Origin of the sequence: Chryseobacterium sp. 3008163 (genome assembly GCF_003669035.1) — a bacterium.
Classification (GTDB): Bacteria; Bacteroidota; Bacteroidia; order Flavobacteriales; family Weeksellaceae; genus Chryseobacterium.
The window spans coordinates 678,707-695,320 of the sequence record NZ_CP033070.1 but is presented as its reverse complement, the minus strand read 5'-3'; the positions used below and the strand labels follow the sequence as shown (position 1 = coordinate 695,320).

Annotated in this window: 17 protein-coding genes; 10 read left to right on the top strand and 7 right to left on the bottom strand. The window is 34.5% G+C overall.

Annotation, left to right across the window (positions count from 1 at the left end; translation table 11 throughout):
- Positions 1-144: 144 nt before the first annotated feature.
- On the bottom strand, positions 145-1,440 hold the full coding sequence (locus EAG08_RS03055) for a T9SS type A sorting domain-containing protein (protein WP_129534165.1): 1,296 nt from the start codon (positions 1,438-1,440) through the stop codon (positions 145-147).
- A gap of 199 nt (positions 1,441-1,639) precedes the next feature.
- Positions 1,640-2,437 (bottom strand): T9SS type A sorting domain-containing protein, encoded by a 798-nt coding sequence (locus EAG08_RS03050; RefSeq protein ID WP_129534164.1) that lies wholly within the window; start codon positions 2,435-2,437, stop codon positions 1,640-1,642.
- 253 nt (positions 2,438-2,690) lie between these two features.
- Between EAG08_RS03050 and EAG08_RS21755 the strand changes: the two genes are divergently transcribed.
- The 10 genes from EAG08_RS21755 (at position 2,691) to def (ending at position 12,661) form a co-directional block, all read left to right on the top strand.
- Complete coding sequence (locus EAG08_RS21755) at positions 2,691-3,269, top strand: TonB-dependent receptor plug domain-containing protein (RefSeq protein ID WP_228446736.1); 579 nt, start codon at positions 2,691-2,693, stop codon at positions 3,267-3,269.
- Positions 3,266-4,825 carry a TonB-dependent receptor plug domain-containing protein gene (locus EAG08_RS03045; RefSeq protein ID WP_228446735.1) on the top strand — a complete coding sequence of 520 codons (1,560 nt, stop codon included), beginning with the start codon at positions 3,266-3,268 and terminating at the stop codon, positions 4,823-4,825. Before EAG08_RS21755 ends, EAG08_RS03045 begins: the two co-directional genes overlap by 4 nt.
- Positions 4,826-4,835: 10 nt before the next feature.
- Complete coding sequence (locus EAG08_RS03040) at positions 4,836-5,945, top strand: HmuY family protein (protein WP_228446734.1); 1,110 nt, start codon at positions 4,836-4,838, stop codon at positions 5,943-5,945.
- A gap of 21 nt (positions 5,946-5,966) precedes the next feature.
- Positions 5,967-6,845: a hemin ABC transporter substrate-binding protein gene (locus EAG08_RS03035; RefSeq protein WP_129534162.1), complete on the top strand. Its 879-nt coding sequence runs from the start codon at positions 5,967-5,969 to the stop codon at positions 6,843-6,845.
- On the top strand, positions 6,829-7,869 hold the full coding sequence (locus EAG08_RS03030; RefSeq protein ID WP_129534161.1) for a FecCD family ABC transporter permease: 1,041 nt from the start codon (positions 6,829-6,831) through the stop codon (positions 7,867-7,869). The genes EAG08_RS03035 and EAG08_RS03030 overlap by 17 nt, the downstream gene beginning before the upstream one ends.
- Entirely contained in the window at positions 7,869-8,642 is a 774-nt protein-coding gene (locus EAG08_RS03025; protein ID WP_129534160.1) for a heme ABC transporter ATP-binding protein, read from the top strand. The genes EAG08_RS03030 and EAG08_RS03025 overlap by 1 nt, the downstream gene beginning before the upstream one ends.
- Positions 8,643-9,293 (top strand): class I SAM-dependent methyltransferase, encoded by a 651-nt coding sequence (locus EAG08_RS03020; RefSeq protein ID WP_129534159.1) that lies wholly within the window; start codon positions 8,643-8,645, stop codon positions 9,291-9,293. It begins immediately after the preceding gene.
- A 4-nt stretch (positions 9,294-9,297) separates the two neighbouring features.
- Positions 9,298-10,326 carry a hemin-degrading factor gene (locus EAG08_RS03015; RefSeq protein WP_129534158.1) on the top strand — a complete coding sequence of 343 codons (1,029 nt, stop codon included), beginning with the start codon at positions 9,298-9,300 and terminating at the stop codon, positions 10,324-10,326.
- A gap of 567 nt (positions 10,327-10,893) precedes the next feature.
- Complete coding sequence (locus EAG08_RS03010; RefSeq protein ID WP_129534157.1) at positions 10,894-11,766, top strand: ChaN family lipoprotein; 873 nt, start codon at positions 10,894-10,896, stop codon at positions 11,764-11,766.
- Positions 11,767-12,031: 265 nt separating this feature from the next.
- Entirely contained in the window at positions 12,032-12,661 is a 630-nt protein-coding gene (def, locus tag EAG08_RS03005) for a peptide deformylase (RefSeq protein ID WP_129534156.1), read from the top strand.
- Between the two features lie 30 nt (positions 12,662-12,691).
- Here def and EAG08_RS03000 read toward each other — a convergent pair whose 3' ends face one another.
- From EAG08_RS03000 to EAG08_RS02980, 5 genes are all read right to left on the bottom strand, one after another.
- Positions 12,692-13,144 carry a hypothetical protein gene (locus tag EAG08_RS03000; protein ID WP_129534155.1) on the bottom strand — a complete coding sequence of 151 codons (453 nt, stop codon included), beginning with the start codon at positions 13,142-13,144 and terminating at the stop codon, positions 12,692-12,694.
- Positions 13,145-13,268: 124 nt separating this feature from the next.
- Complete coding sequence (locus tag EAG08_RS02995; RefSeq protein ID WP_129534154.1) at positions 13,269-14,678, bottom strand: serine hydrolase; 1,410 nt, start codon at positions 14,676-14,678, stop codon at positions 13,269-13,271.
- A 162-nt stretch (positions 14,679-14,840) separates the two neighbouring features.
- Positions 14,841-15,263, bottom strand: a complete 423-nt coding sequence (locus EAG08_RS02990; RefSeq protein ID WP_129534153.1) for an organic hydroperoxide resistance protein — start codon at positions 15,261-15,263, stop codon at positions 14,841-14,843.
- The gene (locus tag EAG08_RS02985; protein WP_129534152.1) at positions 15,264-15,698 is read right to left on the bottom strand and encodes a MarR family winged helix-turn-helix transcriptional regulator; all 435 of its coding nucleotides are present in this window, start codon (positions 15,696-15,698) and stop codon (positions 15,264-15,266) included.
- 157 nt (positions 15,699-15,855) lie between these two features.
- Positions 15,856-16,488: an NAD(P)H-dependent oxidoreductase gene (locus tag EAG08_RS02980; protein WP_129534151.1), complete on the bottom strand. Its 633-nt coding sequence runs from the start codon at positions 16,486-16,488 to the stop codon at positions 15,856-15,858.
- Positions 16,489-16,614: the final 126 nt, after the last annotated feature.

Genomic DNA, 16,614 nt, shown 5'->3' with positions numbered 1-16,614 from the left:
TTTTAAAATATATTAATTTGGCTAATGGTATAAAAATGCAAAGGCAGTTTCATAAATAATGAAACTGCCTTTTATAGAAAAAATAGAAAGTATTATTTTTAAAAATGAATTTTAAAAAACCGATTGTCAGTTTTTAAATCTCGTTTATTTTACGATTAATTTTTTGGTTTCTGTTTGTCCGCCAAAAGTGATTTTCACGATGTAATTTCCAGCTGGAAGATGAGATAAATTCAGTTCCTGTTTGTAGAAACCTGCTTGATTTGTCAATTCAGACTGATGAACTCTCTTTCCGGTAAGGTCATAAACTTCTACGTTGCCTTTATTATTAGCTTTTTCTTTCACATCATACAAAACTGTAACTTTCTTATCAGATGTTGTAGGATTGGGATAAATTCCGAATGATGCTTTTTTACCGACTTCTCTTACACCTAGAACTGAGGTAATATTTTTGTATTTGAAATACATATTACCTGTTCCCGTACCACCATTAGAAATGAAATACATTCTGTAATATTCTGATCCTTGTTTTACATAATAAACAACATTTGAGTGAGGTGCTCCTGAAGTTGGTTTCCAAGAATAGCCGATGGTTGCGATATTATTTGAAAATGGAGTAGTCGGTAATACTGCAGTTGATGTTTCCTGAGTTTCCGGCTGTACTTTTGCCACAGAAACTGTTGGGCTCTGAAGAATTCCTGCCATTTTATACATCATAGATCCTCCCGGATATACAAAATCTGTGTAAAATCTTGTAAACATCAAGTCCCAATTTGCTTTTGGTGGCTCCATATTTAAAACCTTTTCACCAGTGGTAAAAGAGAAATAATTAAAGTAAGCATCATCAGTTCCATTAGGAAGAGCTCTAGTCTGTGTCGCATTCCATGCGCTTCCATTCCAAATAGCATATTTGAAAGTATAGCCATTAGCAAATGATGTAATGAAAAATTTAATATAATTATTATTACCATAGTCTAGTACAAAAGTCACATTTCCATTTACGGTGTGCGTGCCAATGTTGTAGGTTCCCCAACCATAATTTAACGGTCCTGCCGGAGCTTTAGTAGCAGCATCAAACGCTCCGTCCTGTAAACGATTTGTCAGATCTGGATTGTATAAAGGCGTTCCCCAAGTTCCGATTTGAGAAGGATTCACCGAATCAAAGTCAGCAGCAACACCTGAAGCTTCATAAACAGTAACGTTTTTAGCATCATTGATTTTTACACCTTTGTCCATTGCGTTATTTCTGTAGAAAGCAATATCCCAATTGTCACCCACTTGAGAAACTGAATTGTTTGCAGAAAGATCAAAGAATACTCTATTGGCATATCCGCTACCCATTGTTACATTTGCTGTTGTGTAGCCATTTGCATCTGTTTGAGCCAAGACAGTTTGCTGTACTGTTATTGCTAATAATGATGCAAAAAATAATTTTGTCTTCATAACTTAATCTCTTATTTAGAATTATTCTACAAAACTAAATAATTGTTTTTAATTATTCTAAATAAAAACATGATATTTGTCGTGTTTCGTTATTTTTTAAATTAATTTTCATTCATAATATGCTGTATTCTATGGTGTTATAATAAAAAAAGGTTAATAAAATAAATTATCAACCTTTTTAATTTTTAAACTTATAAGCTTATTTTTTGATAAACTTAGATTTTATAGCTTTACCTTCTGTAGTTTCGATAAGGATATAATAAACTCCTGATTGAAGGGTAGTGATATCAAATTGACCATTGTTTACTTTACCAGCAGAAGCTTGTTGTCCCGCAGCAGAATAAATTTCTACAGTTTTAGGCTGTACTTTACCTACAAACTGAAGAGCAGTGTTTTGTGTGTTAACAGCAAACTTAATATTTTCTGCCTTTTTTACATTATCTGTAACCGCCAAATTTGCTGTTAAATCATATACAACATTGTCGATTTGAAGAAGATTGTGACCTGCTGTAGGTGTAAATTTAAATACAATGTATGAAGAAGCAGAAGCAGGAACAACAAAGCTAAGATTTTGAGCAGTCATTGTCGTTAATGACACCGACCCGAAAGATACAAAAGTGCTCATATCTGTAGGGCTAGAAGCCAATCCCACTTCAATAGTTCCGTTTGAGCTTGCAGCTTTTTGGGCTACAAAATTTAAAGATTTATTTCCTGTAGGTGTAGTAATCTGCGGAGTAATCAAATATGAAGGCATGGAAGGATTATTTCCAGAATAAGCCTGAACTGCTTTATCGGCAGCATTAGTAACAACCATTGTAGGAGCTGGTGGAAAAGGTGCCGGATTTGTTGCCATAACAGTTGTCCATCCGTTCTGAGGAAATGTAGTAGTTGTATCTCCAGCGGTAAAATTGTTAAAATTCTCGTTAATAATCGCTAACTGAGCATTTGCTGTAAAAGCAGAAAAAACCAATCCTGCAAAAAGTAATTTTAATTTCATTTTTTCTATTATTTTAATTATGAAGCAAAAATAAACATTTGTTTTTAATTGTTCTAAATAAAATGATGATTTTTATCTGTTTCTTCAGTCCCTTAAAAGTTATTTATAATCATTTAAAAGAATTAATTTAAAATCAGTTATCATTTTCGAATTCATGTTATCATACATCACTTGGGATAAATCATCTTTTTTAATTCTTGTTTATTTTTATCTATTCTAAATAAAATATTATATTTGTCAAAAATTTGAATCTATGAAGAAGAAAGTGTTTTCTATTGTGTTATTATCTGGTTTCGTTATCATTAATGCACAGGAAAAAGATTCTCTCAATCAGAAAAAAATAGAAGAAGTTGTCATCACCGGACAATACATGCAACAGTCGATTAATAAATCTATTTATAAAGTTGAGGTCATAGATGCGCAGCAGATTAAAAATATGGCAGTAACAAACGTTGCAGAAGTTCTTAATCAAAATTTAAATATCTTAATTGAACCAAGCAGAGGTTCAGGGAATTCAAGTGCTAATATTATGGGATTAAGTGGCGAGTACACTAAAATCCTGATCGATAATATTCCGGTAGTAAGTGACGAGGGAATGGGGAATTTGGTAGATCTTACCAAAATTAATGTTAATAATATTGAAAGAATTGAGGTCGTAAAGGGTTCTATGGGTGTAGAATATGGTAATAATGCGGTTGCGGGAGTTATCAACATCATTACCAAGAAAAATTACGGAAAGAAATTTACAGCCATTGCCTCTGTACAGGAAGAAACAGTTGGTAAAGATTACGACTGGTTCAAAAAGGAAACGGCCGCCACATTCAGTCTTTGAACCTTGGATATAAAATTAATGATAATTGGTCTGTTACAGCAGATATTAATCATAATGATTTTCAGGGCTATAAAGGTAATTATAACGGGTACAAATATTTTAGCGAAAGCAATGACGGAAACCGTGGGTACGAATGGCAGCCAAAAGACATGCTAACAACCAACGGAACCATCAGATACGGAAAAGGTCACACAAGCTTTTTTTACAAATTAAATTACCTTACAGAAAAAATAAACTACTACAATCCTTTGGTAGTTGAAGATTATCTTGGTGGCGGAAACAGAACCTACACTTCGAATGATATAGACTACAATACTGAGAGATGGATTCACCAGTTTAATATTCAGACCAAATTGGGAAGAATAAATTACAACGGCGATTTTTCTTATCAAACTCAAGAAAGAAAATCTCAGGATTACCTTTATGATGTTCCAAACAGAACAGAATTATCAAGAGACTCTGAAAAAACTTTCTTCAAATCTGATGTCTTGTATTCAAGAGGAATGTTTAGTAATTTCTTAAACAGTGAAAAAATCAATTTCCAGCTTGGTTACGAATTAGACCGAACAAAAGGATTTGCCGAAGCAAGCACTTTTGAAAGCAATAATAACGGAAGAAGCATCGAAAGATCGATTTTCAATTATGCAAATTTCCTATCAGCAGAATGGAATGTGGTTGATTGGTTTTCATTCCGTCCCGGTGTGCGATTGGCATTGAGTGATAAATTTGATTCTCAATATAACTATTCAACGACTTTCAGATTCAGAACGTCAGAAAATTCGGATATCCGTACCGTTTTCGGAACTGCCAACAGATTCCCTACGTATGATGAATTGTATACTTATGTAGTAGACAATAATCATGATATCAGAGGAAACGAAGCGTTAAAGCCTGAAAAAGGGTATTCCGCAAGTGTGTTTTGGGATTATACAACTACTTTATCAAACGATTGGAAGTTTAATTTCAGTGCATCGGGGATGTATCTTGATGTACAAAACAGAATCGAAGATGTGGTGGTCAACAACAGCCCATTACAGATCACTTATCTGAATGTTGATAATTATAGATCTCTATTATTCGGAGGTGGCATTAATGTAAGAAAAGGCGATTTGTCGCTTAACGCAGGAGTTTCGGTAATGGGAATCTCTCAATCTCTGAATTCAGGTAATATTTCTTCTCCTAATGATTTTAATTATTATGCTGAAGCAAATTTTGCAGCTAATTATACATTACAAAATACCAAAACATTGTTTGCACTATATTACAAATATACAGGCGAGCAGAGAAAATATACTTTAAGAACAAATGCTCAGGATGCACAAGATCCTGGTCAATATGTTTTAGGTGAAATCGGGGATTATAACATGCTGAACTTTACATTGAGTCAACCGTTTTTCAAGAACCATTTGGAACTGAGCTTAGGAATAAAAAATATTTTTGATGTTACAAGCGTGAGAAATACCGTACAGGCTGGAAATTCTCATAACGGACCTAGAGATCAACAGAATCTGTTCTATGGTAGAAGTTACTTCGCTAGATTAAATTATAATTTTTAAATAAATTAAAATGAAAAAAATACTATTTTGCTTATTAGTAGGCGCTTCATTCATTTCTCAGTCGTGTATTAATGATAATGAAGATCCGGTAGTGGTAACGCCCTCAGACGGAGCTAGAGTAGATCCTAATGTTGGAGGTGCCACACAGCCTAACCAGGTTTGGTTTGATTTCGGAACAGATACTGAAATTCTTACCAAAAGAACAGATTGGGATCTTGCATTATATTCAGGAAACGAATTTAAAGTAGTGTTGAATTCATCAATTATGATGGCAGCAGGTAAAATTCCCAATGCTACCAATATTGATTTAGTGACAGAAGCAAGTGTTGCAGCATTGCAAACCCAGGTGCAGGTTGCCAATTTTAATCCTGCAAATGTTGCTTTCATTGATGATGTGAAAGGTGATTTTCCTACAGGAAGCACAGCAATAGAAGAAATTAGAGCCAGCGAATCTGATAACGCAGTCTATCTAGTGAATATGGGTAAAGAAATTTACACAGGTACGGTGCCGACAGGTTCTGTAGCAACGGGTGGAGACGACAGAGGCTGGATGAAAGTTCAGATAGTAAGAGCAGGAAATGGATATAAGGTAAAATATGCCAACCTGAATGATGCTAGTCACAAAGAAATAACAGTAGCAAAAGATCCAACTTATAATTACAGTTTTGTAAGCTTAAATCATCTAAAGCCAGAGCCAAATAAAATTGCAAAACAGGTCTTCATTCAACCCGAAAAAAAGAAATGGGACATCTGTTTCACCGTTTTCACAAATACAATTATAGGAGCAGGAAGTTATATTTACGCTGATTTTGTAACGACTAATAACGTTGGTGGAGTAGCAGTTTATGAAATTATTGTTCCTTCCACATCTTCGGGAGTTGAAGCTTTTACAAACTTTAAAACTTCAGATATTGATCAGTCAAAATTTATACATAATGACCAAAGAATTATCGGGGCTAATTGGAGAAACCCTGTAGGAGCCAATGGACTTGAAGTGTATGGTGACCGTTTTTATATTGTAAAAGATGCTGAGGGCTTCTATTTTAAATTAAGATTTACAAGATTGACAAACACGGCAGGAGAGAGGGGAAGACCTCAATTCGAATATAAGCCTTTATAATAAATCAAATAATAAATAAAAATGAAAAAATTCATCCTTGCAGCATCTGTACTTATGGCAGTGTACTCTTGCAAAAAAGAGGCGCAAAAACCTACGGAAAATAAAACTGAAGTTTCTTCTGAAACTCCAAAATCAAATAATAAAATAGTTTCTATCAGCGGTGGTATTACAGAAATTGTAGCAGCTCTTGGTCACGAAAGCGAAATTGTTGCAACAGACGTTACCAGTACCTATCCGGAATCTTTAAAAGCTACAGCTAAAAACTTAGGTCACGTAAGATCAATGACGATTGAGCCGATCATGGCAGTAAGTCCTACTTTAATTTTAGCTTCTGATAAAGACATCAATCCTGATCTGTTAGGGAAAATCAAAGCTTCAGGAATCAAAACTGAATTATTCAAGCAGGAATTTACCGTTGACGGAACTAAAAAATTAATCGCCGACGTTGCAAAAGCGATCGGAAACACAGATTATCAAAAACTGACTGATAAAATTGATGCAGATCTAAAGCAGGTACTGCCTATCGCTAAAAAGCCAAAAGTATTGTTCATCTACGCAAGAGGAAATATGATGATGGTTTCAGGGAAAAATACACCCATGGCTGCATTAATTGGTCTTGCAGGTGGTGAAAACGCAATCAATGATTTTGAAGATTTCAAACCTTTAACTCCGGAAGCGGTGGTAAAAGCAAATCCTGATGTATTGTTCTTCTTCTCTACAGGTCTTGAAGGTTCTGGTGGTAACGAAGGTGCATTAAAAATGCCGGGGGTTTCTCAGACAAACGCTGGTAAAAACAAAAAGATTATTGCTATGGACGGAGGTTTGGTTTCCGGTTTCGGTCCAAGATTAGGTGAGGCTGCAGTTGCATTAAATAAACTTTTAGTTGAAAGCACAAAGTAAATTATATTTTTATGTACTAATAAGTGTCCTTTTGCTGGTTGTTCTGGCAATTGGGGCACTTTATATTGGGGTCTATGATTTTAATGGGGTTTCACCGTTTACCGTTTTAAGCCGGTATATTTCAGGTGATCCAAATTTAGCACTAAGCGATAAATATGTCATTTGGGATGTTCGTGCAGCTCGGATTATCATGGCGATTCTCATCGGAAGTATGCTTGCCGTTTCGGGAACGAGTCTGCAGGGTTTGTTCAAAAATCCTTTGGCAACTGGTGAGGCGATAGGTTTAACTTCAGGAGCGACTTTACTTGCAGCAATTGCAATTGTTTTAGGAGGACATTTCAAAGAGTATCTTCCTGAGATGGTTCAGTTTTCACTGACGGGTATTTCAGCTTTTATCGGAGCTTTATTAGCAATGATGCTGGTGTACAGAATCTCAACGAGCGCCGGAAAAACAAATGTCGTGATGATGTTGTTAAGCGGTGTTGCCATTACCTCGATTGGTTTTTCAATTACAGGTTTTCTGATTTATATATCTAAAGATGAACAATTGAGAGATCTTACCTTCTGGAATATGGGAAGTCTTGCCGCCGCAACATGGACAAAAAACATCGTTCTTGCAGTGGTTATTGCAATTTCCTATGCAGTTTTACTTCCAAAAGGAAAAGCATTGAATGCAATGATGTTGGGCGAAAGAGATGCACAGCATTTAGGAATCAATGTAGAAAGATTAAAGAAACAGATTGTCATTATCACTTCGCTAATGGTAGGAACCTGCGTTGCTTTTTCCGGGACGATTGGTTTTGTTGGGCTTATTGTACCGTATATTTTGAGATTGTTATTTAAATCAAATTATACATTCATTTTGCCTCTGTCAGCAGTTTTGGGAAGCATTTTACTTTTAATTGCAGATACCATCAGCAGAAGCATTGTAGCACCGTCAGAATTACCGATTGGTATTTTAACATCATTAATTGGTGGACCGATTTTCATCGCTATTTTAATTAAATTTAAAAAATCACTCTAATGTTAAAAGCACGTCAGATTGATTACAAGCATAAAGAATTTTTTATTCTGAATGATGTAGATGTCACTTTAGATTACGGAGATTTTCTGGCAATTGTTGGTCCCAACGGAGCCGGAAAATCAAGTTTGCTGAGTATTTTGGCGAATGAAGTGAAGCAGGGAAAACAGAAAATACTATTTAAAAACAAAGAAATTTCTGAGTGGGAAGTTCGGGAATTATCGATGCATAAAGCAAAGTTTTCTCAACACAATTCCAACGAAATTCCTTTGCAGGTAAAAGATGTGGTCATGATGGGTAGATATCCATACTTTGATTCACAGCCGAGAAAAGAAGATTTCGAAGCAATGAATAAGCACATGTACGAAACCGATGTTTATCACTTGAAAGAAAGAGATTACAATACATTATCAGGTGGAGAAAAACAGCGTGTACACCTTTCCAGAGTAATGGCGCAGGTGGAAAATGAGATTGAAAAGAAATTGATTTTTCTGGATGAACCTCTGAATAATCTCGATGTCAAGCATCAGTACAAAGCTTTGGAAATCATCAAAAAATTTACGCAAAAAGAAAATTCAGCAATTGTTGTTTTGCACGATTTGAATTTGGCAGCGCAGTTTGCAGATAAAATTTTATTAATGAAATCAGGAAAAGTCTCCGCTTACGGAACGCCGGAAGAAGTTTTTACAGCAGAGAATATTACGCAGGCATACAATTTCCCTTGTACGATTTGTCCGCACCCTGTCAACGCAAACCCAATGATTATTTTTGGATAAATGGAAGATAAAGATTTAAAAATATTAGCACAGAATCTTGCCAACCCGCAAGGTCAAAAAGGCATTGAAATCGGCGAAATGATGAATGCCACCAACATCGGAATGACGCTGGAAAGTATTCATGCCTTATTAATCGAAGACAACGAGAATATTCTTGAGATCGGTCATGGAAATGCAGGTCACCTGAAAAGCTTTTTAAAAATTGCTAAAGATTTAAAATACACAGGAATCGACATCTCTGAAACAATGCATCAAGAAGCTAAAAATTTAAATACTGAATTTAAAGATCAGGCTGATTTTGTTTTGTATGAAGGTGAAAAACTTCCGTTCGAAGATGAGGTTTTTGATAAGATATTTACAGTGAATACCGTTTATTTCTGGAAAAATCCTGTTGAATATTTAAATGAAATTTACAGAGTTTTGAAAGATAAAGGAACTTTCGTTCTCACTTTCGGGCAGAGAAATTTCATGGAAAAATTACCTTTCACAGCATACGATTTTACGCTGTACAGCAATGATGAAATGCAAGAATTGATTTCTAAAAGTCATTTTAAAAGAATGAAAATCTCAGAAAAGGAAGAGCAGATTCAAAGTAAAACAGGCGAAGAAACCATCACAAGATTATATACAGTTTTAACCATAAAAAAATAAAATAATGAGCACATTAGTTAACGAACTGAAAGAAAAATGGGAAGCTCTAAGAGCAGAAAACCCACATTTGAGAATAAGAAATGCCGCAGAACAATTGGGTGTAAGCGAAGCAGAATTATTATTAACTAACGTAGGAGAAGGAGTTACCGTCCTAAAACCTGAATTTGCCAATATCTTAACCGAAGTCGAAAAATTAGGAAAGGTAATGGCCCTGACAAGAAACGACGAATGCGTACACGAGAGAAAAGGAACTTACTTGAATGGTGATTTCAGCAGTCCTCACGCACAGCTTTTCGTAGGAGAAGATATTGATTTAAGAATCTTCCAGAATCACTGGAAATTTGCTTTTGCAGTAGTGGAAGGTGACAGAAAAAGCCTTCAGTTCTTCGGGAAAGACGGTCTGGCACTTCATAAAATATATTTAACGAAAGACAGCAACGCAGAAGCATTCGAGCCGATTGTTGCTCAGTTTACAGCTGAAAACCAAACTGAAACTTTTGAATTGGAAGCAGTTGCTCCAAAAGCTCCTGAAAAAGAAGATTCAGAAATTGATGCTGAAGGGTTCAAAAAAGCATGGACAGAATTGAAAGACACTCACGATTTCTTCATGATGACCAGAAAATTCGGAGTTTCAAGAACTCAGGCTTTGAGATTGGCTCCTGAAGGTTATGCTAAAAAAATAGACACTTCAAAAGTTGTCAACGTTCTTGAAGATGCATCTGAAAAGAACTTACCAATCATGATTTTCGTTGGTAACAGAGGAATTATCCAGATTCACACAGGTGAAGTGAAGAAGACGATGTGGCACCAACAGTGGTTCAACGTGATGGATCCTGATTTCAACTTACACTTAGACGTTACCAAAATCGCTGAAGCTTGGATTGTGAAAAAACCAACGGAAGACGGTGAAGTAACAGCGATTGAAGTATTCAACAAAGAAGGTGATTTCATCGTTCAGTTCTTCGGAAAAAGAAAACCGGGAATCCCTGAATTGCAAGAGTGGAAAGACCTTGTCGCAGATTTTGAAAAGTAATAATTAGATAATTTGATTGAGGCCGTTTTGTTTTTTTATTCAAAGCGGTCTTTTATTTTAATGAAAATACAGATTGCACAAATGTTTTTTTCACAAATACCACGAATATTAAAAGTTTGGATTAAAGAATTATTAGTGAAAATTATTGGTGTCATTAGTGTTTCAAAAATAGCAAACTTTAAAAATAAAAAACAGATCAAGCCCCAAATAGATATAACTTCCAGGAATCTAATGTAGGCATCTGAAAAGACTATTCTTGCTTCCTCATACAATATTGGAGCGGGTGGGAACTATATTTTAGCGTTGTCAAATGATATTCGAGCATTGTGGAATTATATTTTTGTGTTGTCAAAATATATTCTAGCATTGTCAAACGATATTGAAGCACTGTCAAGCTATGTTGGAGCGTTGTCAAACTATATTGAAGCATTGTCGAACAGTATTAGAGGATTGTTGAACTATATTCTTACTTCCGAAACTATATTTTTGCATCAAAAAACTAAAATGAGCCACCCCTACTTTGATTATTTAAAATAATAGTAAATTAAGACGATAAAATAAATAAGAATGAAAAATACTTTCATCATCCTGTTGCTGCTGGGATTTTCAGTATTGAAAGCACAAAACATTAAGCCTTATCAATTCTACGACAAAAAAGGAAAAGAAATAAAAACTGAAAAGCTCGTCAAAGAATTAGCGGACTATGACATCGTTTTCTTTGGTGAAAATCACAACAGTTCCATCAACCACTGGCTTCAGTTAAAAATTACGGAAGCTCTATTTGCAAAGAAAAAAGGACAGTTAATTTTAGGAGCCGAAATGTTTGAAAGAGATAATCAATCTCAGTTAGACAATTATTTAAGCGGAAAATTTGATGCAAAAACTTTGAAAGATTCAGCACGTCTTTGGAACAACTTTGCGACAGATTATCAGCCTTTGGTAGATTTTGCTAAAGATAAAAAGTTGAAATTCATCGCTACAAACGTTCCGAGAAGATATGCGTCCCAAACTGCCAAAGAAGGTCTCGAATCTTTAAATAAATTGGGTCAAAAAGATAAGTCATACATTGCCCAACTTCCTATAAAAGTTACGTTAGATACGCCTGGTTATCCTGAAATGAAAAAAATGATGGGTGATCATGCCGAAGGAACCAAAGTGATGAACTTCATTTCTGCACAGGCCATCAAAGACGCAACAATGGCAGAATCTATCCTGAAAAATTTTGAAGCCGGAAAAACATTCATCCACTACAACGGAAATTTCCACAGCAAAGAATTTGGCGGAATCTACTGGTACATCAAACAGAAAAACCCGAACCTGAAAATGGCGGTCATTTCGGTCTTTGAATCTGAAAATTCTGACTTGAAAGTCCCTGAAAAAGATTATATCCCGACAGATTTTAATCTGATCATTCCTGCGGATATGACGAAAACTTATTAAAGTTATCTATCGCAGATTACTCATATTTTTTATCTAGTGAATTTGCTAAATCTGCATGAGATAAAAACTATACGCAATGTAGAAATCTAAATAAAAACATTCAATAGAAACGGCTTTAGCCTGTTTTTTACGCAAAATTTGTCATTCTGAACGAAATGAAATGTAGTGAAGAATCTCTAAAAATACAGCTTAGATTCTTCCTTCGTCAGAATGACAAACATTATGTTTAAAAAGCAATGGTTATATTTGTTTATATTTTGTAACAATGAAAAAAATCTCTTTACTTCTCATATTCTTCATCAGTTTTATCAACGCTCAAAAACTGACGTCAACCGAGATTTCCCTAATCAATCAAGGCGACATAAAAACCGGTTTGCCTATTTTTCAAACAACCGATTCTCATCAACACATCACTTTATTAGATCAATCAAAAGAAATCAACCCAACAGATCCAAATACAGCAACATTGGTCGCCAGAATGAAAGAATCCTTACTTTCGACTGACGGTGGAGTAGGAATCGCCGCACCACAAGTAGGAATCAATAGAAAAATAATCTGGGTGCAGCGTTTCGATAAAGCTGGAGAGCCATTAGAATACTTCATCAATCCTGTGATTACATGGAAATCTGAACTTCAAAATCTTGGCCCGGAAGGTGATTTATCAATCCCTGAATTTCGTGGACAGTTTTACAGAAGCAAAGTGATTCAATTACAATATGTAGATTTAAAAGGCCAAAAGTTTACAGAAATTGTAGAAGGTTTTACTGCCGTGATTTTCCAACACGAGATCGACCATCTTTTCGGTGTTTTAATTTCAGATAAAAAAGAAAAGGAAATCAATGATGAGTATATAAAAGTGGATGCTTATAAAAGGAGTGATTCTGTGACGAGGTAAAAGATAAATCTACAATATAAATCAGTGTTATTACCATTCAATATTTTCTGAATATGGTTTGTCAAAATACTCTTTGAAGTCTCGTATCTTTGTTAAAGTTAATGGTTGTGTCAGTTTATTTAAGTCAATTGAAACTTGCCAAATTTCAGAATTTTCTGACCAAGGATCTGTTAAAATTTGAGTAGTGTAAGCATCAATACATTTTAAATCAAATATTTGTTTAAGATCACCTACTAATCTCAAAGTATTGTCAACCCAAGTTTTTAGGATTAAAACATCGCCACCTATCAAACACCAATCATTGTTTTGTCCCAAAATGCCGCAACACGGATCATCATCAAACTCAAAAATGGGAAATTCTTCTTTTGTTAATTTATCGAAGCAATATGAAGTTTCAAAAATGTGTCCAACTATCATTACTGTGTTCTCAAACAAAATTTTGAAGTTAGGGTCGTCTTTAATATATCCTTTATATGGTCGCATTGTTAAATTTAAATATTTTAATTTTGTGATAACTAATTGACTCTGTTTAATTTTGGGGTCAAAAATATTACAATAAAAATAAATAATCTTTTCCTAAAAATTATTTGTTGCAAAGAAAACAATACTACTTTTTATTCATTTCCCGCATCAATTCAAAACACAACGGATCAATATTTTCCATTTTAGGATTAAATGCCGAAACATTTGATAAGATAATCACTGCTGTTTTGTTATCAGTATTCACAGTCATTGAAGATGAATATCCGGCAGTTCCACCGTTATGCCAAAATAAATTTTGACCGTTTTCTGATTTTAAAATATGCCAGCCCAAACCGATTTTCATCTTTTCGCTGATGTCAAAAGTAGGTATTCTTGTTAATGTAAGTTCTTTGTTTTTAGCATTCAACTGTGCGGTGGCAAATTTCGCTAAATCTTCTGTTGTTGATAAGATTCCGCCACCGCCAAACAGAACGTCAAAGTCCCAATTTGGAATTGTTTCTCCATCTGCATTTAAACCTTTTACCAATTTTTCTCCCAAATTTCGAGAATTGCTAAAAGAATTCGTCATTTTATATTTGTCAAAAATTCTTTTCTTTAATAACTCTTGAAAGCTTGTTTTTTGAGATAAACCTAAAGTATGTCCTAATAAACCTGCTCCTAAATTTGAATAAGCGTAAGATTTTAAAAGTTTATTATCAAGTTTCAGAGTATTTTTAAGATAATCTTCAAGCTCTTTCTTACCATAATTTTTGTAAGGATTAGACTCATTGGATAAATCTAAATTCTCGGGTAAACGAGGCAGCCCAGAAGTATGATTGGCTAAGCTTTCAAAACTGATGTTGATGTTGTCTTTGAATGTAAAAGGATAATAATTATTGACATGATCAGCCAAGTTGATTTTTTTATCTTCTACCAGAGAAGCTAAAACTGTGGATGTGAAAACTTTAGTAATCGAACCAATCTCAAACACTTTACTTTGATTTTCAATTGGTTTTATAGAGTCATTTTCTTTTATAATTCCGTAATAATTTGTTTTTCCGTTTTTGATGACGGCAATAGATAATTGGGTATTATTTGGAAAATCTTTCGATTTTGAATAAATAATCTGGGCAATTTCTTTTGGATATTTACTTAAAACATTTACAGTATTCTTCGCTTCTGATGTAGCAGATTCTTCGAATGGTTTTACAAAAAGTCCGTTGATTTGATGGTTCTCATTCAGTGAAATATTGACTGATAAAACTGCCTTTTCAAATTTGATTTTATAACTTGCATAAGTTTCCTTTTCGTATTTGATGAATTCTTTATTTTCAATTTTACCAACTTGAGATTTTAAACTAGTTAAAAATTCTTTTGTACTTTCAAGGGGTAATGCCTGTTTCATTTCGATCGAGAAACTGTTGAAAATTTCATCATATTTTCCGGCATTATATTTCGTCTGAAATTGATCAATGGTAGTTTTGTAATTTTCAGTCTGAGCAAAGATTTGATTGGTCATCAGGATGGCGAAAAGTAAGGCGAATATTTTTTTCATAAGATTTTTGTTATAAAAACCGATTGTTTTTAAAGTTCGGCTATTGCTAAGGCTTTATATTTCCATAAAAATAAATAATTTCCACAATAAAACTCTAAACCTACTGAAATAAAAAATCCGCCTCCAAAGAAAGCAGATTATATAATTAAAAGAAAAAATTTCTTAGTTATTTGTCACCGAAAGTTTCACCTCAATATTATTTCTTGTCGCATTAGAATATGGGCAAATCTGATGAGCTTTTTCAGTCAATTGCTGGGCTTCTTCAAGAGAAACTCCCGGAATATTCACGTCCAATTCTGCAGCTAAGCCAAAACCACCATCTTCATTTTGTCCGATGCTTACTTTTGCAGCTACCGAAGTTTCTCCGGTTTCAATTTTAGATTTACTGATGATCAAGTTCAATGCGCTGTCAAAACAAGCTGCATATCCTGCTGCAAAGAGCATTTCGGGGTTTGTGTAATCGTCATTGGCTCCGCCTAATCCTTTTGGCATTCTTACTTCAAGATCCAAAACACCGTTATCGCTTTTTACCTGTCCGTTTCTTCCGCCTTTTGCGGTAACGTTGGTGGTATATAATGTTTTCATTTATTTTTGAATTTTATTTAAAATTTTCTGAACGGTTTCTTTCAGTTCTACTAAATCTTCTGTTGTCAGATTCAGTTTTTTCTGCATTTTTGCAGGAATTTCACAAGCTTTTTGTTGTAAATTTCTTCCTGCATCATCCAAAAAAACTTCTACGACTCTTTCGTCTTCTTTTTTTCTTTTTCTAATGATAAAACCTTTAGCTTCCAATCTTTTCAGAAGTGGGGTTAAGGTTCCGCTGTCGAGATAGAGTTTTTCTCCGACCTGATTGACGGTCAATCCATCCTTTTCCCAAAGCACCATCATCACAAGATATTGTGAGTAGGTAATATCTAGCTCATCAAGAAACGGACGGTACAAACCGGTGATTTCTTTTGCGATGACATACAGCGGGAAACAAAGTTGGTTTCCTAATTGGGGAGGGTTGTGATTGTCCATAATTTAGTGATTTTGTGAAAATACTATTTTACTGAGACTTTGCAGCCCGGCTTGAGCAGAACTCCTTTTTTGCTGAACCAGATTTTCTTTTTAAGACTGCTTCTGAAGCAAAAAAGAGTGGGAGCGGAAGACGGAAATAGCTGCCCAAATAAAAATACTATTTTCTGATGATAAATTCCTCCATCGGAATTCTTACTTTCTTCATGTTTGAAAGCCAGTCGTTTTCGGTATCTCTGTAACCAAGATATAAAAGAGTGACACTTTTTAAACCTAATTCTTTCAACTCAAGAATTTCGTCAACAATTTGATTATTGAAACCTTCCGCAGGTGTTGCATCGATTTTCAATTCTGCCGCCTGAGCCATTGCTAAACCTAATGCAATATACGTTTGTCTTGCGGTATGCGCAAAATGTTGTTCAGGAGTTTGAGCGTTGTACATCTCTTTGATCATATCGGTATAACTGCTGAAACGTCCTTGTGGCAATTCTCTCACATCGGTATGATGATCGTATACTTTATCGATTTTCTCATTTGAATAGCTGTCCCAAGCTGCAAAAACCAAAACGTGAGAAGAATCTCTCATCACTTCCGGGTTTAGTGCGCCTTTTACCATTCTCTCTTTTAATTCCTGATTTTCTATCACAATCACACGGAATGGTTGTAATCCTGATGAAGTAGGAGCCAATCTTGCAGCTTCTAAAATTGTATTTAAATCTTCTTGTGATACTTTTTTTGTTGAGTCATACGCTTTTACGGCATGTCTCCAGTTTAGGTCTTCTATTAACGACATTGTTTATTATTTTTTTAAATTAAAAATTCGATTCTTAAAACTGATTGAATCAAAATAACAATGCAAAGATATGGAATAATTAAATTGTGTGCAATTTAATTTTATGAAATTTAATTGTTGATGGAA